23 protein-coding genes are annotated in these 22771 nt (G+C 29.9%); 19 read left to right on the top strand and 4 right to left on the bottom strand.

Annotated features, from left to right (window positions below; translation table 11 throughout):
- The first annotated feature begins 33 nt into the window (after positions 1–33).
- The 8 genes from rpsF (at position 34) to HUE53_RS13410 (ending at position 5602) form a co-directional block, all read left to right on the top strand.
- Positions 34–375, top strand: a complete 342-nt coding sequence (rpsF, locus tag HUE53_RS13445) for a 30S ribosomal protein S6 (RefSeq protein WP_014164394.1) — start codon at positions 34–36, stop codon at positions 373–375.
- Between the two features lie 5 nt (positions 376–380).
- Entirely contained in the window at positions 381–677 is a 297-nt protein-coding gene (gene rpsR / locus HUE53_RS13440) for a 30S ribosomal protein S18 (protein WP_014164395.1), read from the top strand.
- Positions 678–745: 68 nt separating this feature from the next.
- Positions 746–1189: a 50S ribosomal protein L9 gene (rplI, locus tag HUE53_RS13435; protein ID WP_065213663.1), complete on the top strand. Its 444-nt coding sequence runs from the start codon at positions 746–748 to the stop codon at positions 1187–1189.
- An 80-nt stretch (positions 1190–1269) separates the two neighbouring features.
- Positions 1270–1740, top strand: coding sequence for a DUF6495 family protein (locus HUE53_RS13430; RefSeq protein WP_014164397.1), 471 nt, complete (start codon positions 1270–1272; stop codon positions 1738–1740).
- A 63-nt stretch (positions 1741–1803) separates the two neighbouring features.
- Positions 1804–3801, top strand: coding sequence for an NAD-dependent DNA ligase LigA (ligA, locus tag HUE53_RS13425; RefSeq protein WP_065213662.1), 1998 nt, complete (start codon positions 1804–1806; stop codon positions 3799–3801).
- A complete protein-coding gene (locus HUE53_RS13420) occupies positions 3795–4487 on the top strand; it encodes a hypothetical protein (RefSeq protein WP_014164399.1) in 693 nt (230 codons plus the stop codon). The genes ligA and HUE53_RS13420 overlap by 7 nt, the downstream gene beginning before the upstream one ends.
- A gap of 46 nt (positions 4488–4533) precedes the next feature.
- Positions 4534–5031: a helix-turn-helix domain-containing protein gene (locus HUE53_RS13415; RefSeq protein WP_014164400.1), complete on the top strand. Its 498-nt coding sequence runs from the start codon at positions 4534–4536 to the stop codon at positions 5029–5031.
- Complete coding sequence (locus HUE53_RS13410) at positions 4991–5602, top strand: IS630 family transposase (RefSeq protein ID WP_107317827.1); 612 nt, start codon at positions 4991–4993, stop codon at positions 5600–5602. The genes HUE53_RS13415 and HUE53_RS13410 overlap by 41 nt, the downstream gene beginning before the upstream one ends.
- Before the next feature lie 377 nt (positions 5603–5979).
- Here HUE53_RS13410 and HUE53_RS13405 read toward each other — a convergent pair whose 3' ends face one another.
- The 3 genes from HUE53_RS13405 to HUE53_RS13395 all read right to left on the bottom strand — a co-directional run bounded on the left by HUE53_RS13405 (position 5980) and on the right by HUE53_RS13395 (position 8489).
- Positions 5980–6432 carry a DUF2750 domain-containing protein gene (locus tag HUE53_RS13405; protein ID WP_107317826.1) on the bottom strand — a complete coding sequence of 151 codons (453 nt, stop codon included), beginning with the start codon at positions 6430–6432 and terminating at the stop codon, positions 5980–5982.
- Positions 6433–6778: 346 nt separating this feature from the next.
- Entirely contained in the window at positions 6779–7453 is a 675-nt protein-coding gene (rsmI, locus tag HUE53_RS13400; RefSeq protein WP_014164403.1) for a 16S rRNA (cytidine(1402)-2'-O)-methyltransferase, read from the bottom strand.
- A 154-nt stretch (positions 7454–7607) separates the two neighbouring features.
- Positions 7608–8489, bottom strand: a complete 882-nt coding sequence (locus HUE53_RS13395; protein ID WP_192188571.1) for a hypothetical protein — start codon at positions 8487–8489, stop codon at positions 7608–7610.
- 144 nt (positions 8490–8633) lie between these two features.
- On the opposite strand from HUE53_RS13395, the gene HUE53_RS13390 reads away from it, so the two are divergent.
- The 8 genes from HUE53_RS13390 (at position 8634) to HUE53_RS13355 (ending at position 18477) form a co-directional block, all read left to right on the top strand.
- On the top strand, positions 8634–9260 hold the full coding sequence (locus HUE53_RS13390; protein ID WP_014164405.1) for a thymidine kinase: 627 nt from the start codon (positions 8634–8636) through the stop codon (positions 9258–9260).
- Positions 9260–11704: a bifunctional UDP-N-acetylmuramoyl-tripeptide:D-alanyl-D-alanine ligase/alanine racemase gene (locus tag HUE53_RS13385; protein ID WP_192188570.1), complete on the top strand. Its 2445-nt coding sequence runs from the start codon at positions 9260–9262 to the stop codon at positions 11702–11704. Before HUE53_RS13390 ends, HUE53_RS13385 begins: the two co-directional genes overlap by 1 nt.
- A 65-nt stretch (positions 11705–11769) precedes the next feature.
- Positions 11770–12180 (top strand): large-conductance mechanosensitive channel protein MscL, encoded by a 411-nt coding sequence (mscL, locus tag HUE53_RS13380; protein ID WP_014164407.1) that lies wholly within the window; start codon positions 11770–11772, stop codon positions 12178–12180.
- Between the two features lie 140 nt (positions 12181–12320).
- Positions 12321–13139, top strand: a complete 819-nt coding sequence (gene panB / locus HUE53_RS13375) for a 3-methyl-2-oxobutanoate hydroxymethyltransferase (RefSeq protein ID WP_014164408.1) — start codon at positions 12321–12323, stop codon at positions 13137–13139.
- Positions 13140–13238: 99 nt separating this feature from the next.
- Positions 13239–13931 carry an RluA family pseudouridine synthase gene (locus tag HUE53_RS13370; protein ID WP_065213657.1) on the top strand — a complete coding sequence of 231 codons (693 nt, stop codon included), beginning with the start codon at positions 13239–13241 and terminating at the stop codon, positions 13929–13931.
- A gap of 10 nt (positions 13932–13941) precedes the next feature.
- Complete coding sequence (locus tag HUE53_RS13365; protein ID WP_065213656.1) at positions 13942–15261, top strand: aldehyde dehydrogenase; 1320 nt, start codon at positions 13942–13944, stop codon at positions 15259–15261.
- A 7-nt stretch (positions 15262–15268) separates the two neighbouring features.
- Positions 15269–15988, top strand: a complete 720-nt coding sequence (locus HUE53_RS13360; RefSeq protein WP_065213655.1) for a hypothetical protein — start codon at positions 15269–15271, stop codon at positions 15986–15988.
- Between the two features lie 299 nt (positions 15989–16287).
- Positions 16288–18477, top strand: coding sequence for a glutamine synthetase III family protein (locus HUE53_RS13355; RefSeq protein WP_014164412.1), 2190 nt, complete (start codon positions 16288–16290; stop codon positions 18475–18477).
- A gap of 93 nt (positions 18478–18570) precedes the next feature.
- Here the strand turns inward: HUE53_RS13355 and HUE53_RS14560 are convergent, their stop codons facing one another.
- Positions 18571–18660: an IS3 family transposase gene (locus tag HUE53_RS14560; RefSeq protein WP_077225431.1), complete on the bottom strand. Its 90-nt coding sequence runs from the start codon at positions 18658–18660 to the stop codon at positions 18571–18573.
- 841 nt (positions 18661–19501) lie between these two features.
- Here HUE53_RS14560 and HUE53_RS13350 point away from each other — a divergent pair.
- From HUE53_RS13350 to HUE53_RS13340, 3 genes are all read left to right on the top strand, one after another.
- On the top strand, positions 19502–21910 hold the full coding sequence (locus HUE53_RS13350; RefSeq protein ID WP_107317823.1) for an outer membrane beta-barrel protein: 2409 nt from the start codon (positions 19502–19504) through the stop codon (positions 21908–21910).
- Between the two features lie 134 nt (positions 21911–22044).
- Entirely contained in the window at positions 22045–22269 is a 225-nt protein-coding gene (locus HUE53_RS13345) for a hypothetical protein (RefSeq protein WP_014164414.1), read from the top strand.
- 189 nt (positions 22270–22458) lie between these two features.
- Positions 22459–22698, top strand: a complete 240-nt coding sequence (locus HUE53_RS13340; protein ID WP_014164415.1) for a hypothetical protein — start codon at positions 22459–22461, stop codon at positions 22696–22698.
- Positions 22699–22771: the final 73 nt, after the last annotated feature.

Below are 22771 nucleotides of genomic sequence, written 5' to 3'. Positions count from 1 at the left end.
CACCCAATTTTATAACAAATAAATTTTATTACTATGAATCATTATGAAACTGTTTTCATCTTGAATCCCGTTTTATCTGAAACTCAGGTAAAGGAAACAGTAAGCAAATTTGAAGATTTTTTAACTTCAAAAGGTGCTAAAATTGTTGCTAAAGAGGATTGGGGATTGAAAAAATTAGCGTACGAAATCCAAAACAAAAAATCTGGATTTTACCAATTAATCCAATTTGAAGCTTCTAGCGAAGTTTTAGCTGGTTTAGAAATCGAGTACAGACGTGATGAGCGTATCATGCGTTTCCTAACAGTAAGTTTAGATAAACATGCTGTAGCTTGGGCTGAGAGAAGAAGAGAGAAGTTAAAAACTAAAAAAGCTTAATTGATATGTCTACAATTGAACAATCTGCAAAAGGAAAAAAAGACGGAGATATCAGATATTTAACGCCTTTAAACATTGATACGAACAAACAAAAAAAATATTGTCGTTTCAAAAAATCAGGAATCAAGTATGTAGATTACAAAGATGCTGATTTCTTATTAAAATTTGTAAATGAGCAAGGTAAAATCCTTCCTCGTCGTTTAACAGGAACTTCTTTAAAATACCAAAGAAAAGTATCTGTAGCGGTAAAAAGAGCTCGCCACTTGGCTTTAATGCCATACGTAGCGGATTTATTAAAATAATAACTAACAAATAGGTTGTTGGTTTCCTCCATAAGGAACCTAACTTCTAAAATTAAAAGGACAACAACATGGAACTTATCTTAAGACAAGACGTTCAAAATTTAGGATTTAAAGATGATATCGTAACGGTTAAACCAGGTTATGGTCGTAACTTTTTGATCCCTCAAGGATTTGCAGTATTAGCTACTCCATCAGCAAAGAAGGTTTTAGCTGAAAATTTAAAGCAAAAAGCACATAAAGAAGCTAAAATTGTAGCAGATGCGAAAGCGAAAGCAGAAGCTATTAAGGCTTTAGAAATTAAAATTACTGCTAAAGCAGGTGGCGAAAAATTATTCGGATCTGTAACAAGTGCTGATTTAGCTCAAGTTTTAGATAAAAATGGCCACGCTATCGAGAAAAAATTCATCACTTCAGGGGTAATTAAAAGAATTGGTAAATACAGTGCTACTATTCGTTTACACCGCGAAGTTATCGTTGACTTACCATTTGAAATTGTAGCGGAACAAGCTTAATTTTAAAAACGATATTTTTTAAAAGTCCCTTTTTGGGACTTTTTTTTTATTTTTACCATAAATAATTAAAATTTATTGACTTGAAATATAAGAGACTTACCAAAGAACAATTGGATTCCTTACATCAGGAATTTGCCAATTTTTTGGCTACTCAGCAAATAGATAAAGCCGAGTGGGATCAGTTAAAAATATACAATCCCGAAGTAGCCGAACAAGAATTAGATGTTTTTTCTGATCTAATATGGGAGGGTGTATTGAAAAGCGCAAAATTTATAGAGCATTTTTCAAAAAGACATATTTTTTTGTTCCATTGTCAGGAGTATTTCATGCAAACTATTGTTATCAAGGCTCTAAGTACAGAAGTAGACTTTTTGACTAATGATGGGTTAAAATGGTTAGGGGACCATTTATTTACAGAAAAAGTAGAACTTTTACGAGGAAAAAAAGAATATAAGCAAGAGCGTAATAATGAGCTATTTGGACTCATAGAACAAGGAGCTATACTAAGTGATGGACAACTTTATATGCAAATAAATGGGATCATTGAGTGATTTTTTTGCTTTACTATAATTAAATGGCTATTTTAGTATTTTATTACTTTAATAGCCTTTTTTATGGATGTTTTTTCGAAAATTCAAGCCCTTAGAAACGAATTAAATCAGCATAATTACAATTACTATGTTTTAGATAACCCCACTATATCAGACTATGAATTTGATATAAAATTAAAGGAACTTCAAGAGCTAGAAAAAAAACATCCAGAATATGATGATCTTAGTTCTCCTACTCAACGCGTGGGAGGGTTTGTAACTAAAAATTTCACAACTATTCAGCATGAGTATCGTATGTACTCTTTGGATAATTCTTATTCAAAAGAAGATTTGTTAGATTGGGAGATTCGAGTTCAAAAAATACTAGGAAACAGACCCGTTCAATACACTTGTGAACTTAAATACGATGGTGCTTCTATAAGTATTACTTATGAAAATGGAAAATTATTGCGTGCAGTAACTCGTGGTGATGGTTTTCAAGGTGATGATGTAACGAATAATGTAAAAACTATTAAAGCAGTTCCCTTAACACTTCAGGGCGATTTTCCTGATAGGTTTGAAATTAGAGGTGAAATTATTTTACCATTTGCAGGATTCGAAAAGATGAATCAGGACTTAGTAGAAATTGGAGAAACACCTTATTCAAACCCGCGAAATACTGCTTCTGGTAGTTTAAAATTACAAGATAGTTCAGAAGTAGCAAAAAGGCCATTAGATTGTTTGTTGTATTCCTTAATAGGGACTAATTTACCTATTCTAACTCAATTTGAAAGTTTAGAAAAAGCAAGAAGTTGGGGATTTAAAGTCCCTATACAATCTAAGTTAGCTTACTCTATGCAAGAAGTTTTTGATTTTATAGAATATTGGGATACTCATCGTCATGAAATGCCTTATGAAACAGATGGAGTAGTTATAAAAGTAAACAATTTAGATCAACAAGAGGAATTAGGTTATACCGCTAAATCACCACGCTGGGCAATAGCTTATAAATTTAAAGCGGAACAAGTAATAACCAAACTCAATTCTATTTCTTACCAAGTAGGTAGAACAGGAGCTATAACACCAGTAGCCAATTTAGAACCTGTTCAATTAGCAGGAACAATTGTAAAAAGAGCCTCTTTGCATAATGCAGATCAAATAGAAAAATTAGATATAAGAATTGATGACGAAGTTTTTGTAGAAAAAGGAGGTGAAATTATTCCTAAAATTGTAGGAATAGACGAATCCAAACGTTCTATTCATTCAATCAAAACAAGCTATATTACTCATTGTCCTGAGTGCCAAACTGAGTTGATTCGAAAGGAAGGAGAAGCACAACATTATTGTCCAAATTATTACGGATGTCCTCCTCAAATAATTGGTAGAATACAACATTATATATCCCGAAAAGCCATGGATATAGAAGGGTTAGGAGGAGAAACTGTTGCTTTACTATTTAAAAATGAACTAGTTTCTAATTATGCGGATTTGTATGAACTAAAAAAAGAACAAATTGTTGTTTTGGATAGGATGGCAGACAAATCAACAGATAATTTATTAGCAGGAATAGAAAAATCGAAGGAAATTACTTTTGAACGCGTATTGTATGCGTTAGGTATTCGTTATGTAGGCGAAACTGTTGCTAAAAAATTAGCAAGACATTATAAATCTATCGAAAATATACAAAAATCTACATTAGAAGAGTTAATTACTGTAGATGAAATAGGGGGGAAAATAGCTCAAAGTGTAATAGAATTTTTTGAAAACAAAGAGAATTTGACGATTTTAAATCGCCTAAAGAACTATGGAGTACAATTAGAATTAGAAGAAACAGTCTCGACTATAACTTCTGATTTATTAAAAGGTAAAATTTTTGTAGTATCAGGAGTATTTGAAAAATTTTCAAGAGATGAATTAAAACAATTAATAGAAAATAATGGAGGAAAAGTAGGAAGTAGTATCTCATCCAAAACTCATTATGTAATAGCAGGAAAAAACATGGGGCCAGCCAAATTAGAAAAGGCAACCCAATTAGGAGTTACTATTTTATCAGAAGAAGAGTTTAATATAATGTTATGTTAAGAAACGCCCCTTTGTACGTATATCTAGTAGCTTGTGTTTTGTCAGTTGTAGCCATGTTATTAGGTAATCATCTTTTGTTAATTATTTGTAAACCAATTGTTATCCCTGCCTTAATAGCTCGTTATTTAGCTATAGAAGAAAAACAAAATATAGTATACGTATCACTTATATTTGTGATTTATTTCAGTACTGATGCACTCACTTTATTTAATTTTGAGTTTATCCGATTTTTTAATATGGGATTGGATTTATTCCCCTATTTATTACTTCTATTTTTAGTTGTTAAAGAAACAAAAAGAATAGGTTTTTATCAAAAGGCTTTTAGCTTTTCATTGTTAGGAACCATTTCTTTGATGTTTTTAACCTATTTGTTGTTAAATGGATTGGCATTTGAAGATATGAAATATTCTATTGCTATTGTTGTATATGGAGTTGTACTGACTTCATTGATTTCAATTTGCACCTATAATTATTTAGTTATAAATAATCTTTGTTTTAACAATATACTAATTGCTATTGTTTTTTCTGCTATGGCCGATATAGTATATGTAGTTATGGTAAAAATGGATTGTGAAGTAGTTTTTAAATGTATAAAATTTATATTTAGAGTTATTTCCTATTTTTTTATTATTGAATATTTTATAAATGTAAGACCTTACTTTTTTAGAGAAATAGGAAGGAAATAATACCATTTTAATTTTGAATTTACTAGAATAATTTGTAATTTTAGGCATGCCAAAAAAAATTCAAATAGTAATAAATGAAGATCTTGATTTTTTAGAAAAATTACTAGTCAAGACAACAGCTTCTTTGAAGAAAGACCGAGTAAAGACTTTGATTCTAATTAAGAAAGGGAAATATGTTTATTATAGTGATATCGCTAAGAAGCTCGGGAGAACGGAAAAGACAGTAAGAGTTTGGGTTCAAGACTATTTAAAAAAAGGTATTTCTGAAATGTTATGTGTTAGAAGTGGAGGAAACAATACTAAGCAAATATCAGATAAAATGGCTAAGTCTATTGAGCAGAAATTGACTGATCCAAAAACAACAATTACATCTTATATAGAATTATTAAAATTACTTGAAGCAGAACTGAACGAAACGGTTAACTATGGAGCTTTATACGCTCATTGTAGACGAAAACATCAATCAAAGTTAAAAATAGCAAGAAAATCGCATTACAAAAAGGATGAAAACGCGGAAGCGTTTTTTAAAAAACCTTGTAAATAAGCTCGAAGAGTGTAGAATTATTCTTAATAAAAATAATTTCAAATCTGTAAACTTATATTTTCAAGATGAAAGTCGCTTCGGGTTGATCACAAAACAAAAAAGAGTTATTACGGCAAAAGGAATAAAAGCCATTGGTACCTATAAGCACAGTTATCTTTATAATTGGCTTTGGGGAAGTTTTCCCCCCATAACAGGTGAGAGTTTTTGTATGACAACACAGAGTGTTTGTAAAGAATTATTTATAAAATATTTGGAAGATTTTAGTAATCACAAACCAACAGAATTAAAGATTATAATAATTGATAATGCAGCATTTCATTCCACAAAAGATGTAATAATTCCTCAGAACATATTTCTGTTACCAATTCCTCCATATTATCCAGAACTCAACCCTGCTGAAAAAATATGGCAATGGATGAAAGATAAAATTGCAATGAAAATTTATAATACTCTAGCCGAATTAAATCAAAAAATGGAAGAATTGATAAAAACAGCTGAGAATGAATTAATTAAATCAATAACAGGCTATGAGTTTTATATAAAAGCTTTTTACAGTATTTTTAAAGTTTAAATGGTATAAATTATAATAAATCGTCGTTTAAAACTATTTTATTTAACGGAATATGGTCAAAAATAGTTGGTAGATTTTTAATCTAAATAGATGATATTTGAATATCTAATCAAAGAGGAAGTTGGCTCTGTTGAGGAGTAGCCAACAGCAATTGCTTTGAAGAGTACAGGGAAATAAACCATTAATTTAGTCTGTCCTTTTTTTTCTTTTTTGGGTTTAGAGCTGCTTCTAAGCCGAAATACTTGTTTTAATCGAGTTTTCAGACGTACAACGAGTAAAACCAAACCCCAGCAACAGAGGTGCGTTGGTGGAGTATAAAAGGAGGGGCTTGTGAATTATATTTTACTTTTAGCTTTATTGGTCGTTTTTATAGCCATTTAATCTAGTACTTCTTTAATTTTTTGAGATAAATCGTTTAAATTTTTATAATGAGATAGTTTTAACTCTTTTTTTATAATCTTTAAATATTCAATAATTTCTAGTATTAACTCTAGAGGATCTGCCTCATATCCATATAAGTTTTGATCAAATTCTACACCAGCCATCATAGCATCTGAATCAAGTCCAATACACCAATTTTCTATAAAATCAACTAAATCTATTTCCTCAATTTGGTAGCTTGCCCATTCGTCATCTTGGCAAGTTTGGGCATATTTTTTTTGACTCCAAACACAAAGTAATTGGACAGGATTTCCTTCTTCGTCTTGATAATTATTAGTATAAGATAAAGAATAGTATTCTTCTTTTGCTAAGGTATATATTTTTTCGGTTTGACAAATCGTTTTAATAAACTCTTGATGGCGTTGTATAATCTGAATATCGTCTTTCATAAAATAGAGAGGTTTTTATATTTAGTGTATGTTTTGTAATTGTTTTACAAGAATTAATAAAGTTTATCTGTAAATGGATAAAAGAATTAAGTAATAAAAAAATAAAAACCATGTGTTTTAGTGATTTTTGTTTTTATATTGTTTCATGATTAAAAATGATAGTGTCATTTAATTTTTTTAATAATAAATCGTAATTAAAGAAATAAGTTTGATTGTTTGTTGCTATTTTGTAAAATAAGTACATTTTATACCTAACTGATAACTTTACTATTTGTTTTTGGATTACAATATATAATTCTTGTTAAAATTTTGTTGTTTAGGTAAATCTTTGTTGAAACTAAAAAAATTATTTAGATTTTCCAGCTATGCAAATTACGATTTCTCCTTTTGGAGGTTTTGCTTCAAAATGTTTTAGTACTTCTTCTGCTGTACCTCGTACTGTTTCTTCATGGAGTTTAGAGAGTTCACGAGATACACTTACTAAGCGATCGGAACCAAAGTATTGAACAAATTCGGCTAATGTTTTGATTAGTTTATGAGGAGAAACGTATAAAATCATAGTTCTGCTTTCTTCGGCTAACTGTAAAAAGCGGGTTTGTCTTCCTTTTTTATCGGGTAAGAAGCCTTCAAAGACAAATTTATCATTAGGCAAACCACTGTTTACTAATGCAGGAACAAAAGCAGTTGCACCTGGTAAGCACTCAACTTCTATACCGTTTTCTACACAAGCCCTCGTTAATAAAAAGCCAGGATCGGAAATAGCAGGAGTGCCCGCATCACTAATTAAGGCTATATTTTGTCCTGCTTGCAAACGCTGTATTATTTGATCAACGGTTTTGTGTTCGTTGTGCATGTGATGGCTTTGCATGTGAGTAGCAATTTCAAAGTGTTTAAGTAATTTGCCACTAGTACGGGTGTCTTCCGCCAAAATACAATCTACTTCTTTTAGAATTCGAATGGCTCTAAAAGTCATATCTTCTAAATTGCCAATAGGGGTCGGGACTATGTATAGTTTACTCATTTGTTGAATCGTAAATAGAGAGCAATAATTTATTAATTATCTTGAAAAGAAAAAGTTTAAAAAAGGAATGACTAAATAAGTTTATGAAAACAAAAGTAATAGTCGGAATTTTTATTCCGACTGTCTGTCTCTTTATTAGAAGTTGAGAGGGCAATTATGTAAACTTGCTTATGATATATTCCATAAAACGTTCCTCATAATCTTCTCGACCCAACCAGTTGTTGTAATCAGGTTTTACCATTTCTTCTATAAAATCTTTGGCTTCTTGATAGTTTTTAAAAGTTTCTAATTGTGATAGGACACGATTTAAATCTTCAGTACTTCCATCAAATAAGTTTTTCTCAAATGCCATACGATCGTTTAAAGATAATCCAACGGATTTAGAAATTTTATCATTTAAATTACTTACGGGCTTTTCTATTACGCGCTCAAAAGTAATTTCATTAAAATTAGACATGAATTCAGGAAAAATTTCTTTTACAGCTGATGTATGAATTTCGTTGGAAATGCTTTTTACCTCTTCTGGTTTACCTTCTGTTTCTGTATTTATTTTTTCAGAAACAGTTTTAGAATGTATTTGACTGAAAAAGGCATCCATTGAAATTTTTTCGGATTGGTTATTATCTTCTTCGTTTTCTATGATTTGAGGTGTGTTTTCTTTTTCGGCTGTCTCTTCTTCGGATTTTTCTACAGCCGAAATAGCTTCTGCGATTGGTGTAATTTCCTTAATTTCAGTTTCTGTACTTTCAATAGGTAGAATGGATTCATTTTCAACAGTTTCATCCAATTCTTCTTCTAGCTGAGCTACTACTATTTTTTCATTATAATCAAAAGCATGTTCTAATTTTTCTTCTATTTGTTTTCTTCCAATAGTGGGTTGTATTTCACTAAAATTTTCTTCGACAAATAACAAAACAGAAAGTTTTTCATACAACCGTTGTGCCTCACGATGTAATTCGCGTACATCTTCTTTATGTTTTAATTGTAAAACTTTATGGGCAATACTAATCAATTCGGCTTCCAATTTCTTTTTCATTGCGTTTAAATTTTTAGTGATGAAAGAATTAAATTTTATTAATAACTTTATCAGTCGAGCTGTAAAACAACCAGTCTTTTTTAATAATTTTGCGAGTTACAAAGTAATAAAAACTATTCATTTTTATCATTATAAAATTAAAAAATGTTTTTAGAAAATACAGTAAACCCAAAAGAACAATTTGGATGGATTGAAGTAATCTGTGGTTCAATGTTTTCCGGAAAAACGGAAGAATTAATCCGTAGATTAAGAAGGGCTCAGTTCGCTAAGCAAAAAGTTGAGATATTTAAACCTAGTATTGATACACGTTATCATGAAGAGATGGTTGTTTCTCATAATAAAAATGAAATTCGTTCTACACCTGTTCCAGCCGCGGCTAATATTCGTATTCTAGCACAAGGTTGTGATGTAGTAGGAATTGATGAAGCCCAATTTTTTGATGAAGAAATCGTTTCTGTTTGTAATGACTTGGCAAATGCAGGGGTTAGAGTAATTGTAGCAGGATTAGATATGGATTTTAAGGGAAACCCTTTTGGTCCTATGCCCGCTCTAATGGCTACTGCGGAATACGTTACTAAGGTACATGCCGTATGTACGAAAACAGGAAATTTAGCACATTATAGTCATAGAAAAACAGCTAATGATAGTTTGGTTCTTTTAGGAGAAACAGAAGAATATGAGCCTTTAAGTAGAGCTGCTTATTTTAACGCTATGCGTAATCATATAGACGTAATAGATGAACAAATTATAAAGAAAGAAGAAGATAAATAATGGCACTGGTACTTAAACAAATTGTAACAGCATTGTCTTGTGAATTTATAGAAGTTGATAGTTCTATTCTAATTGATACTGTTTCAGTAGATAGTCGATCACATCAAAATGCAGATTCAACACTTTTTTTTGCTCTCATTGGCCCCCATCATGATGCACATCAGTATATAGAAACTCTTATAGAACAAGGGGTGAAATCATTTGTAGTACAGACTATTAATGAAAAATGGTTGGGTAAAGCTAATTTTTTAAAAGTAGCTAATACTTTAGAAGCCTTGCAATTATTGGCTACTTATTATAGAAATTTATTTTCATTTCCTGTAATAGGAATTACAGGAAGTAATGGCAAAACAATTGTAAAAGAATGGTTAAACTTTTTGTTAAGTCCAGATTATACAATTATAAGAAGTCCAAAAAGTTATAACTCTCAAGTTGGAGTTCCTCTTTCGGTAATAGGGATCAACGAAATGCACAATTTAGGTATTTTTGAAGCAGGGATTTCTACTGTAAATGAAATGCAAAATTTGCAAAAAATAATTCAACCTACTATTGGAATTTTAACGAATATAGGTTCGGCTCACGATCAAGGTTTTATTGATATTTATGAAAAAATAAAAGAAAAATTAAAGCTTTTTAAGGAAGTAGAAATTCTAATTTTGAATAAAAATAAAACAATTGAAGCTTTTTTAGATCCATCCATAAAAACTTTTACATGGAGTATAGAAAATAAAGAAGCAGATGTTTTTTTTGAAAAAAAAGAAATAGAGCAGCATACCGATTTAAAAGTTATTTATAAAGAACATTGTTTTGAAATAACTCTCCCTTTTATAGATGAAGCTTCTTTAGAAAATAGTATGCACTGTGTTTTGACTATGTTGTATCTGGGGTATAATGATGGAGTTATTAAGGAAAGAATAGCTCAATTATATCCTGTAGAAATGCGATTGAAAGTTAAAACGGGTATTTATAATAGCACTTTAATAGATGATAGTTATAGTTCTGATTTTCAGTCGTTAAAAATAGCATTGGATTTTTTGCAAAATCAAAATCAAAACCCAAAAAAAACTTTAATTATTTCCGACATTTTTCAGTCAGGATTAACGAATGAAGAACTTTATTCTAGAATAGCACAATTAATTATATTTAATAAAATCACAAAGGTCATTTGTATTGGAAATACAATTACCAAATACAAGAATAAATTTCAGAATGCTATTTCTTTTGAATCAACGGCTTCTTTTGTAAATGCTTTTGATACCCTTGATTTTTCAGACGAAACCATTTTGATTAAAGGAGCTCGTGTTTTTGAATTTGAAAAAATTGTTTCTTTATTAGAAGAAAAAAAGCATGAAACCGTTTTAGAAATTAATTTAAATTCATTAAGTCATAACTTCAATTATTACAAAACTAAAATCAAACCCACGACTAAAATAATGGGTATGGTAAAAGCTTTTGGTTACGGAAGCGGAAGTTTTGAAATAGCAAAATTATTAGCTCATCATAAAGTAGATTATTTAGGGGTAGCTTTTGCAGATGAAGGAATTGAGTTAAAAAAAGCAGGAATAGAAGTCCCTATTATGGTTATGAATCCAGAAATGACCAGTTTTAGATCTATTATTCAATACGGGTTGGAACCTGAAATTTACAGTTTACGAGGTCTGAAAGCTTTTCTAAAAATTTTAGAAGAAAAAAAACAAAATCACTATCCAATTCATATTAAGATAAATACAGGGATGAATCGTTTGGGTTTTGATGAAGAAATAATACCTGAATTAATATCTATATTAAAACAAAATAAAAGGATTCAGGTTAATACTATTTTATCCCATTTTGCCGAAAGTGATAATGATGCAGATAGAACATTTAGTTTGAATCAAATAAACTTATTTGATCGCCTTTCTAAACAAATTATAGAAGTATTAGAATACAATCCGATCCGTCATATTTGTAATTCCTCAGGAATTAGTAATTATCCTGAAGGCGAGTTTGATATGGTTCGTTTAGGAGTAGGGATGTATGGCGTTTCTAATGATCTAAATGAAATGAAATATTTAGAAACTGTAGGTACCTTAAAATCTGTTATTTCTCAAATACGAACTCTAAAAATAGGGGATACCGTTGGATACAATAGACGTTTTGTTGTAGAAAAACCAACACGTATGGCTGTAATTCCTATTGGTTATGCAGATGGAATATCTAGAAAATGGGGTAGAGGCGTAGGGTATCTTTTAGTTAATGGAGAAAAAGCACCTATTTTGGGAAGTATTTGTATGGATATGCTTATGATAGATGTTACCAATATATCCTGTGCAGAAGGTAATGAAGTAGTTGTTTTTGGAAAAGATCTACCTGTAACTGTTATTGCAAACGCTATAGATACTATTCCGTATGAAATACTAACAGGTATTTCGCGTCGAGTGTCGAGAATTTTCTACAGGGAATAGATTTAGAGTTAATTATTTATATTTTAGCTTTGTAACTTCAATTAACTAAAAAAACAATTACAATTATGGGATTTATTTCTGAATTTAAAGAATTTGCACTAAAAGGAAGCCTTGTAGATATGGCTATTGCTTTTGTTATGGGAGGGGCTTTTGGTAAAGTTACTTCGGCTTTTGTTGAAAAAATGTTCGCTCCAATTGTTGGGCTTTTAATGGGAGGTATAGATTTAGCGGATAAAAAAATAGTATTAAAAGAAGCTGTTTTAGATCCGGCAGGGAAAGAAACAGCTCCTGCTGTAGCAATAGAATGGGGGTTGTTTTTAACAGCTGTTATTGATTTTTTAATTGTAGCTTTTGTAATGTTTTTAATTATAAAAGCAATGAATAAAATGAAGAAATCAACACCTGCACCCGCTGCACCTGCAGGACCAACACAAGAAGAGTTATTGATGCAAATAAGAGATCTATTAAAAAAATAATCATATAAAATTTTTTTATTTCTATATTTAAAACCTCAATCATACGATTGGGGTTTTTTAGTATCTATTATTCTGTTTTATAACTAATTTGCTACATCTATACTTTTTATTACATTTACCCTCTAAAATATTATTGAATTATGTCAACAGCTAAAAGTGATTATAAAAGAGTAACTACAAAATCATTATTTGATATGAAAGCCAAAGGTGAAAAAATTTCAATGCTTACAGCATACGATTACACCATGGCTAAAATTGTGGATTCATCAGGTGTAGATGTAATTCTTGTAGGTGATTCAGCTAGTAATGTGATGGCAGGTCATGAAACCACTCTTCCTATCACACTTGATCAAATGATTTATCATGCTTCTTCAGTTGTACGAGCAGCTCAAAGAGCATTAGTGGTTGTAGATTTACCTTTTGGGTCGTATCAATCGGATTCTAAGGAAGCGTTGCGATCTGCTATTCGTGTAATGAAAGAAAGTGGAGGGCATGCTGTCAAGTTAGAAGGAGGGAAAGAAATTAAAGATTCTATAAAAAAAATATTGCAAGCAGGGATACCTGTTATGGGACATTTAGGACTTACCCCTCAATCTATTTATAAATTTGGGACTTATACAGTAAGAGCAAAAGAAGATGCAGAGGCAGAAAAACTTATAGAAGATGCAAAATTATTAGAAAAACTAGGATGCTTTGCTTTAGTACTTGAAAAAATACCAGCTCATTTGGCTAAAAGAGTAGCGGAAAGTATTTTAATACCTGTTATAGGAATTGGTGCTGGTAGTGGGGTAGATGGGCAGGTACTTGTTCTACACGATATGATTGGGATGACTCATGAATTCAGTCCTCGTTTTTTGCGTAGATATATGAATTTATATGAAGATATGACACAAGCTATTGGACAATATGTGGCAGATGTTAAGGCGGTAGATTTCCCAAATGTTAATGAACAATATTAAACGGATATAAAACAATAATAAAATTTCACAAAAGCTATTTTTTAGGTTCTAACATAAATAAGTAAAAGCTTTTGCTATAATTTTTTCGCTCATTGAAAAATGAAAATAATTTCAAATAAGAATAATCTCGTGGTGTTGTATGAAGATAATCATCTTATCGTAGTTAATAAACGAGTAGGAGATATAGTACAAGGGGACAAAACAGGAGATAAACCTTTATCGGATGTAATAAAGGAATATTTAAAAGAAAAATACAATAAACCTGGAGAAGTTTTTTTAGGAGTCGTACACCGTTTAGATAGACCAACAACCGGTATTGTGCTTTTTGCTAAGACTTCAAAAGCTTTAAGTAGACTTAATGACCTTTTTAAAAATAGAGAAACTCAAAAAACCTATTGGGCAGTAGTCAAAAAGAAACCTCCTCAGAAGGAAGCTACTCTTGTGCATTATTTAAAAAGAAATCCAAAAAAAAACACATCTAAAGCGCATCTAAAAGAGGTGCCAGATAGTAAAAAAGCTATTTTGGATTATAAAATTATAAAAGAGTTAAATAATTATTTTGTTTTAGAAATAAATTTACACACAGGAAGACATCATCAAATACGCTCGCAATTAAGTGCCATTGGGTGTCCTATAAAAGGAGATTTAAAATATGGGTTTGATAGAAGTAATATAGACGGAGGAATTCATTTACATGCGCGTAATTTACAATTAGTGCATCCTGTTTCAAAGGAAATCATAAATATCACAGCCTCCGTCCCTGAAGATATTATTTGGAAAGCAATAGAATAAAAAAAGTACTATGTATACTGTATCTCAACGAAAAAAAGTCTTAAAAAAGTTATTAGATAATCTAGTAAAATACGAAACAGATATGCAAGATGCCTTGTATAAAGATTTTAAAAAACCCCGTTTTGAAAGTATGATTTCAGAAACGGAGTATATTATTAATGAACTAAGATATACCATAAGAAAAATAGATTCATGGGCTAAACCTAAAAGAGTTTTTCCTTCATTATTAAATTTTCCCTCAAAGGATTATTTATACTCTGAACCTTATGGTAAAATTCTTATCATCAGCCCGTGGAATTATCCCATTCAATTAGCTTTTTCACCTCTAATTGCAGCCGTAGCAGCTGGAAATAAAGTAACGCTAAAACCTTCAGAGCTTACCCCTAATAGTTCTTCTATACTATCTAAAATTATAAGGGAAACGTTTGATATAGATCAAGTAGTAGTAATAACTGGAGATTATACGATTGCACAAGACTTATTAAGTAAGCGTTGGGATTATATTTTTTTTACTGGAAGTGTACCAGTAGGAAAAATTGTGGCTAAAGCCGCTGCTGAGCATCTTACACCAGTTACTTTAGAATTAGGAGGGAAGAGTCCAAGTATTGTAGATCAAACAGCTGATTTAAAATTAGCTGCCAAAAGAATTATTTGGGGAAAAATATTTAATGCAGGACAAACTTGTATAGCTCCTGATTATTTAATCGTTCATAAAAGTATAAAAGAAAAAATTATTCCTTATTTAATACAAGAAATACAGAATGCCTTAGGTAATTCTATACAAGAATCAGAAGATTTTGCACGTATTATTAATCTAAAGAATTGGAAACGTCAACAGAGTTTGTTAGAAAATCAAACTATATTATTTGGAGGTCAAACAAATGAAACGGATTTATACATATCGCCAACTCTATTAGACGAACCTAGTTTAGAGAGTCCTGTTATGAAAGAGGAAATATTTGGTCCTATTTTACCTATTATTACTTATACAACCAAAGAAGAATTATATCAAGTAATTAATCGTTTTGAGAAACCTCTTGCCTTATATTTGTTTACAAAAGACAAATCTTTTGAAAAAGAGTTACTTTCTAAAATATCTTTTGGAGGAGGTTGTGTAAATGATACATTATCTCATTTTTCTAACAATAATTTACCTTTTGGAGGAGTAGGACATAGTGGTATCGGCGCTTATCATGGAAAATTAGGATTTGAAACATTCTCACACCAAAAAGCAATTGTAAAAAAATCAAATTGGATAGATTTACCCTTTCGTTATGCACCTTATAAAGGAAAAATTAAAATGGTAAAAAAAATCTTAAAATGGCTATAATTTTAAAATGAAAACATCAAAAAAAATTGATTTATATCAAATTATTAAAGAAAGTATAGAACTTTATAAAAAAAACATACTTCTTGTAGGATTTGTTTTTTTTATCCTAACAGTTGTCTTAGTAAGTTTACTGAATGTAGGACTTAAAACTTTCTATAAGGGAGAAGATTTGTTAGAATATTTAAAAAATTTTAATCCTGAAAAATTATCAATACAAGCCAAACTCCTATATTTATTAGGAGCAACAATAATAGTAGTTTTAGTAGCTCCTTTTAATGCAGGAATTCTAAAAATAATGAAAGATGCACAAGAAGGTAAAGAAGTTCGTATTAACACTTTTTTCCATTATATTAATAGTCCTTATTATTTTTCAATAGTGCTAGTTACCTTACTGATTAGTGGGGCAGGTTTGTTTATTAACACAAGTATAGAAGGACTAATTGGTGATTATAAGATTAAAAGTTTTATTTCATTTTTTATTTCGGTATCTACCTCTATTCTTACATTTACAGCTCTACCCAATGTTATTTTTAGCAATTTAAGACCTATAGATGGAATAGTGAAAAGCATCAAGGATTGTTTTTCAAATTTCGGTAAAATATTTTTATTAATGATAATATCTTTAGTCTTAGGCTATTTAGGATTTTTTGCATTTTGTATAGGAATCTTTTTTAGTTTTCCTTTTTATTTTGTCATACAATATAAAGTATATGATAAATTAAAATAATTACTTCTCATTTTGATAGATAAGGAGTCATGCAAATTGGTTGAAAAATAAAGACTAAGTGTAATGTCTCCTTATATTAATAAGAATAACAAGTACTACGATATCTTATAAGTTACATAAAAAAGATAATAAATAACACAAATAGATTTTTTGTTTTTTGAAATAAGGGGGGTGGGTGATTGAAATAATGTTTATTTGTTGTTTGTGTTGAAAAAATAAGGGGGGGATTGTGTTTTTATTCTTATTTTTTTTAATTTTGTCTAAAATGAATAGGGTACAAACTACTTAATACTATTTTTATGACAACATTTCGTTTTCAATCGCTTCAAAAAGCAACCAGTCGTCCAACTATAGTAGTGGAAGAGCTAGGTAGAAAGTCTGCCATTTTTGGTAGCAATGTATTTAATGATAAAGCAATGCGTCAATTTTTAACATCTGAGGCTTACAAAGCGGTTCAGAATGCTATTTTGCATGGAATAAAAATTGATAGAAAAATTGCTGATTATATAGCAATGGGAATGAAAGAATGGGCTTTATCAAAAGGAGTAACCCATTATACCCATTGGTTTCAGCCTTTAACAGGTACTACAGCTGAAAAGCATGATGCCTTTTTTGAAACTTCTTTTGACGGTTCAGATCCAGTAGAAAAATTCGGAGGAAGTCAATTAGTACAACAAGAACCAGATGCTTCCTCTTTTCCTAATGGAGGCATTCGTAATACATTTGAAGCCCGTGGATATACAGCTTGGGATCCAACATCACCTGCTTTTATCTTTGGTACAACATTATGTATTCCTACTGTTTTTATTTCATATACGGGAGAAGCATTAGATAATAAAACACCTTTATTACGTGCTTTACAAGCTGTTGATACAGCGGCTACAGAAGTAGCTAAATACTTTGATAAAAATGTTAAAAAAGTTACACCTACCTTAGGTTGGGAACAAGAATATTTTTTGGTTGATTCCGCTTTAGCTTCTTCTAGACCTGATATTTTAGCTACAGGAAGAACATTATTAGGTCATACTTCTGCTAAAGGACAGCAATTAGAAGATCATTATTTTGGGTCTATTCCAACAAGAGTTCTGAATTATATGCGTGATTTAGAAAACGAATGTATGTTGCTGGGGATTCCTGTTAAAACACGTCATAATGAGGTAGCACCTAACCAATACGAGTTAGCACCTATTTTTGAAGAAACTAATTTAGCAGTAGACCATAACTCTTTATTAATGGATGTAATGCAAAAAGTAGCAGAACGTCATAATTTTAAAGTGTTAATGCACGAAAAACCTTTCAAAGGAGTAAATGGTTCAGGTAAACACAATAACTGGTCGTTAGCTACTGATACGGGTGTTAATTTATTATCACCAGGGAAAACACCTATGAGTAACCTGCAGTTTCTAACTTTCTTTATAAATACAATTAAAGCGGTACATGATTATGAAGAATTATTAAGAGCTTCTATAGCATCAGCAAGTAATGATCATAGGTTAGGCGCAAACGAAGCCCCTCCAGCTATTATTTCTGTATTTATTGGTCAACAATTAACAAAAGTATTAGAAGAATTAGAAGGCGTTTCAAATGGTAAATTATCGCCAGAAGAAAAAACAGATTTAAAATTAAATGTAGTAGGTAGACTACCAGATGTATTCCTAGATAATACAGATAGAAACAGAACCTCTCCTTTTGCTTTTACAGGTAATAAGTTTGAATTCCGTGCAGTAGGTTCTTCCGCTAATTGTGCTACTTCTATGGCTACTTTAAATACAATCGTTGCCAAACAATTAAAAGTATTCAAAACAGAAGTAGATGCTTTAATAGAAGAAAAAGGATTGAAAAAAGATGAAGCCATCTTTAATATATTAAGAGAATATATCAAACAAACTAAAAATATTTTATTTGAAGGAGATGGTTATAGTGACGCATGGGAAGAAGAAGCCGCAAAAAGAGGCTTAAGCAACCACAAAACCACTCCAAAAGCTTTAAAAGCTAAAGTTTCAGAAAAAGCAGTTAGCTTATTTGAAGAAATGGGAGTAATGAATCATGTAGAAGTAGAAGCTCGTTATGAAATTGAATTGGAAGAATACACTAAAAAAATTCAAATAGAAGGAAGAGTTCTTGGTGATATTGCTCGTAACCATGTAATTCCTACGGCTATTCGTTATCAAAATATTTTAATTGAAAATGTAAAAGGATTAAAAGAAATTTTTGGTTCTGATTTTCAAAATGTTGCTAAAGAACAAATTGGTTTAATTAAAGAAATTTCAGAACACATTGAAGGAATCAATAAAAATGTGGATCAAATGATTGAAGAGCGCAAGAAAGCTAATAATTTAGATTCTTCTGAAGCCATGGCACATGCGTATTGTGATAATGTAAAACCTTATTTTGATGTCATCCGTGAACATTGTGATAAATTAGAACTATTGGTAGATGACGAATTATGGACGTTAACTAAATACAGGGAATTATTGTTTACAAAATAGACTTTATATACAGTATTAAAATAAAAAAACAGGTAAAAAAGATAGACCGTATCTGTACTGCACACAAAAGGTTGGACAAATTTAACCTGAATTTTAACAATAATGAGCTCGATATTTTGTCGGGCTCATTTCTTTTAGATTCGACCTAATTCTTTCGTTGTTGTAGTAATGATAATAATGGATTCAGAAGGAATCTCGAATTGTAAACAGGTTTCGCTTGGGGCCAGGTGTTTGTTGTCAATATTCCGCAAAACGTTCAACTTAAAATTAGTAGCGTAACTTTAATTCGTTCTTGGAAGTAAGCCTTTTTCTTCAAAATCTTATAGGAATTAACCACTTCCTGATACTGAATTTGTTTAATCTTTTTAGTTTAGAGAAACATACTCGCTGGAATAATGATTTTCTAAAATCAACCTTACAGATTCTAAGTTTAAATGTATAATCATATTTAACTTTTCTTCCCATAAAAATGCTCCAAAAGTGTCTGGCTTTTTGGAGTGAGTGTAAAAAATCTTCTTTTTTATTTTTAAAAGGGTTAAAAATTGTTTGAATTTTAACAAAATGTATGGGAAAACCTCAATTGAATTAAGTAAAAACTAATTAAATTTCGATATTCTTTAAAATTACTGATTAACAGGTGTTTAAGTTGTTGTGTCTGTTGTTGGTAACAATTGCTGTTGTTTATTTTAAAAAGTTAAAATTACAGTTAAAATTAAAATAAGGATTGGACACCCTTGAACAAAATCTCTAAAAAGAATATGAAAGCGTGATAAGCATTAAATTTTAATGATCTTAAAAAAAATGAAAAACATAGCTTTTTAAACTTTTATATCTTTTAGAGTTTTTTTTAAAAACCGTAAAAAAAGAGAAACAGTTTAAATAAAACAACACCAAAAAGAACCAGTGAGTTAAATTATCAAATAGAATAAAATTATTTTTTAGATACTTTTTATGAGCATTAAACTAAAAATGTATCTAGATTTAAACAAACGAATAAAACTAAACGAATACATTTTATTAAAAAATGAAGCAGTTGAAACAAATCATTTTTTTGTTATTTCTTTTGGGAAACCCAGTAGTTATTAATGCACAATTTATAATTACAGGTAAACTTATGCAATCAACTAATGCACCTATAATATGGGCTGAAATAATTATATTAACTCCTCAAAATGAAGCAATAACTAGTCAACTAACAAATGAACAAGGAGATTTTAAAATAATTCTATCAGAAGGAAATTATACAATACAGATTAAACAATTAGGAAACCTTCTGATAGAAAAAGATATTCAAGTAAATCAAAATATTAATCTAGGAGTTTTATATCCTGAAATGACAAAAAAGTTAGAGGAAATATCAATTACATCTCAGAAAAAAATAATAGAGCGTAAAGTAGATAGAGTAATTTTTAATGTACAAAATTCTGTCAGAGCTTCAAATGGAGATGCTTTAGAAGCCTTAAAAGTAACCCCTGGAATAAGAGTGCAAAATGATGTAGTAACAATGATAGGAAAAGGTGGAATGGGGTTAATGATAGATGATAGATTAATGGCATTATCTGGTGAGGATTTAACAAATTATCTTAAAACAATAGCTGCTGATAACATAAAATCAATAGAAGTTATTACAACGCCACCAGCAAAATATAGCGCAGAAGGAAATAGTGGTCTTATTAATATTGTTCTTAAAAAAGCAAAAAAGGATACATGGAACACAAGTATTAGAACCAATTTAAAACAAAACACCTATTTTACAGGTGGTCTAGGAGGAATATTTACATACAAAAAAGATAAAAACAGTTGTGTTGTAAGCACACTTTATACGAATGGGAGTAATCAAGGTATTGAAAATTCAACCATTTATTATCCTAACCAACAATGGCAAAATAATGGTTTGGGAAGATATTACACGAATATTTGGAGTAATCGTTTAGGATATGATTATCAAATAAATAAAAAATGGAGTTTAGGACTACAATACGTAGGAAACATAAATAAACCAAATATTGATGACTCAAATAAGGTAAACCTAATAGATAATACAACACAAAAACAAATAGGAAATATTAATTCAAAAGGAGAAAGTAAAAGGGAAAAAGAATTAAATACGTTCAATCTTCATTCAAATATTGATTTAGATACGATCGGTAGAAAAATAAGCATGGATGTAGATTATTTACTGTATAAATCTAATGTTACTCGCAACTTTGATGCTACAATTTTTGCATTACCTCAATCAGGTTTGCAATCAGGAATTCAAAAAACTCTCAACCATAGCAATCAAACTATTAAAAATATTTCAACCCAGTTTGATATACAGCATCCATTGCGATGGATGAATTTGAATTACGGTATCCGATTCTCATTTTCAAAAACTCAAAATACAGTAGACCTATTTGATGCCTCTACAGGACAGTTAATATGGGATCCAAATCAAAGTAATAAGTTTGATTTTAAAGAAAACACACAAGCTATTTATATAAATGGAAATAAAACTTTTGGAAAAGAAAAATGGCAAACCCAAGTAGGATTGCGTGTGGAAAATACCCAAACAGAAGGAAAATCTATTACTTTAAATCAAATTACCTCTATAAACTATATACAATTCTTTCCTACAGTCTATTGTATGTATAAAGTAAATGATAATAAAACAATTTCAATAAGTTATTCTAAAAGAATTTATAGACCTAATTTTTCTAATTTAAACCCTTTTAGATGGTATACTTCAAATTTTTCTTATTCGGAAGGAAATCCAAATTTAAGACCTTGTATTTCAAATAATTTTGAATTAAACTTTAATTATAAAGATCATATAAGTTCAAGTCTCTTTTTTTCTAAAGAAACCAACAATTTTGGACAAGTAGTAATGCTTAATACTAATGAATACATTCAAAGAATAACACAACTTAACTATTTTGATAATTATAGTATTGGATTGAATCAAATGATTAATTATACTAAAAAAAGATGGTGGGAAAATCAAAATAGCTTATATGTTTATTTTCAACATTCTGATTCTAAAATTTATCCTTTAACACCTAAAACAAATGAAGGTTTAGGCGCGCAAATAAATACAAGTAATAATTTTATTTTAAAAAAAGACAAAACCCTTTCAGCAGGTTTTGATGTTAGCTATATTTTTCCAAATAAATCAGGTGATTTAGTATACAACTATGAAAGAACTCTTATAAGCCTTTATGGAAGAGCTTCTTTTTTAGAAAAAAAATTGCAAGCAACCATAACAGTTGAAAATATTCTAAAGACAAATGACTTTAATACATTAAGTACTAGAAATACTATTGATACTAGATACAAGGGATATTATGATTCTCGTTATATAAACGTACAATTAATATACAAATTTGGTAATACTAAAGTAAGTATTAAAAACCGAAAAGTAAGTAACGAAGAAGAAAAAAACAGAACAAATTAAAATATTTTAAATTTCTATAATTTGTAGTGTACAATACAAAAAATAGAATTTCTAAATATCCATTTGCGCAAATTAACTGACTGCTCGGTGAAATAATAAGCAGAAACAATACAATAATTTTTATTCTAGTAAAAATGAAAACAAACAAAACAGAAAAATTTGATCTATCAAAATTTGAGGCTCTTGAAATTAATGGAGAAACATTAAAAGGAGGTTTTTCTACTGCTTTAACAATAAATGCAGTAGGCGGTTTACTAAAAGAAGGTGATAACTACTATAAATGTGGTCAAACAAACAATTGTCAGAGTGGCAACTGTGTTGCAGGCTGCGGATCAGATATGAGTACAGCAGAAGTTTAGTAGTAAAATTGAGTTAGAATAATCAAAAAGAAGTGTCCGAAAAGTTATAACACTCAATGCAATCAAATATATTAGACTTTATAAATAAAGATAAAAAATAAAAAAATGAAATTTTCATTCTATTGAACAATAAATTGCATATTGATTTATACTTTTCGGATAACCTTATTGTAAGCAACAGAATAATTTATGAAACTTTTAAATTTTGAAAAACTAGATGAGGTTGATAAACAAAAACTTATAGGAGGATTTTCTTCTATCTTCAGTACAGTTGATAATTCTGATTACCAAGATTCAAACCTGACTAATAATTGTCATGGAGGAAACTGTGCAGCAGCTACTTGTAAAAAACAAAAAATAACGAAAGAAAAAGGTAAAAACAGTAATTGCGTAGGGAACTGTGTACCAGGATGTGGTACAAAAAAATAGATAGATCTTACTTATAACCAATCCTTTTATATCCTTTATTATATAAAGGCAAAGTATGTATTGTTTTAATTTT

This window comes from Flavobacterium columnare, assembly GCF_014844295.1.
GTDB lineage: Bacteria > Bacteroidota > Bacteroidia > Flavobacteriales > Flavobacteriaceae > Flavobacterium > Flavobacterium columnare.
This window is presented reverse-complemented; position numbering and strand designations above follow the sequence as displayed.

Coding starts and splice junctions, on each gene's coding strand:
- rpsF (WP_014164394.1), top strand. CDS start 34: ATGAATCATTATGAAACTGTTTTCATCTTGAATCCCGTTTTATCTGAA.
- rpsR (WP_014164395.1), top strand. CDS start 381: ATGTCTACAATTGAACAATCTGCAAAAGGAAAAAAAGACGGAGATATC.
- rplI (WP_065213663.1), top strand. CDS start 746: ATGGAACTTATCTTAAGACAAGACGTTCAAAATTTAGGATTTAAAGAT.
- ligA (WP_065213662.1), top strand. CDS start 1,804: ATGGATGTTTTTTCGAAAATTCAAGCCCTTAGAAACGAATTAAATCAG.
- HUE53_RS13420 (WP_014164399.1), top strand. CDS start 3,795: ATGTTAAGAAACGCCCCTTTGTACGTATATCTAGTAGCTTGTGTTTTG.
- HUE53_RS13415 (WP_014164400.1), top strand. CDS start 4,534: ATGCCAAAAAAAATTCAAATAGTAATAAATGAAGATCTTGATTTTTTA.
- HUE53_RS13410 (WP_107317827.1), top strand. CDS start 4,991: ATGAAAACGCGGAAGCGTTTTTTAAAAAACCTTGTAAATAAGCTCGAA.
- HUE53_RS13405 (WP_107317826.1), bottom strand. CDS start 6,432: ATGAAAGACGATATTCAGATTATACAACGCCATCAAGAGTTTATTAAA.
- rsmI (WP_014164403.1), bottom strand. CDS start 7,453: ATGAGTAAACTATACATAGTCCCGACCCCTATTGGCAATTTAGAAGAT.
- HUE53_RS13395 (WP_192188571.1), bottom strand. CDS start 8,489: ATGAAAAAGAAATTGGAAGCCGAATTGATTAGTATTGCCCATAAAGTT.
- HUE53_RS13390 (WP_014164405.1), top strand. CDS start 8,634: ATGTTTTTAGAAAATACAGTAAACCCAAAAGAACAATTTGGATGGATT.
- HUE53_RS13385 (WP_192188570.1), top strand. CDS start 9,260: ATGGCACTGGTACTTAAACAAATTGTAACAGCATTGTCTTGTGAATTT.
- mscL (WP_014164407.1), top strand. CDS start 11,770: ATGGGATTTATTTCTGAATTTAAAGAATTTGCACTAAAAGGAAGCCTT.
- panB (WP_014164408.1), top strand. CDS start 12,321: ATGTCAACAGCTAAAAGTGATTATAAAAGAGTAACTACAAAATCATTA.
- HUE53_RS13370 (WP_065213657.1), top strand. CDS start 13,239: ATGAAAATAATTTCAAATAAGAATAATCTCGTGGTGTTGTATGAAGAT.
- HUE53_RS13365 (WP_065213656.1), top strand. CDS start 13,942: ATGTATACTGTATCTCAACGAAAAAAAGTCTTAAAAAAGTTATTAGAT.
- HUE53_RS13360 (WP_065213655.1), top strand. CDS start 15,269: ATGAAAACATCAAAAAAAATTGATTTATATCAAATTATTAAAGAAAGT.
- HUE53_RS13355 (WP_014164412.1), top strand. CDS start 16,288: ATGACAACATTTCGTTTTCAATCGCTTCAAAAAGCAACCAGTCGTCCA.
- HUE53_RS13350 (WP_107317823.1), top strand. CDS start 19,502: ATGAAGCAGTTGAAACAAATCATTTTTTTGTTATTTCTTTTGGGAAAC.
- HUE53_RS13345 (WP_014164414.1), top strand. CDS start 22,045: ATGAAAACAAACAAAACAGAAAAATTTGATCTATCAAAATTTGAGGCT.
- HUE53_RS13340 (WP_014164415.1), top strand. CDS start 22,459: ATGAAACTTTTAAATTTTGAAAAACTAGATGAGGTTGATAAACAAAAA.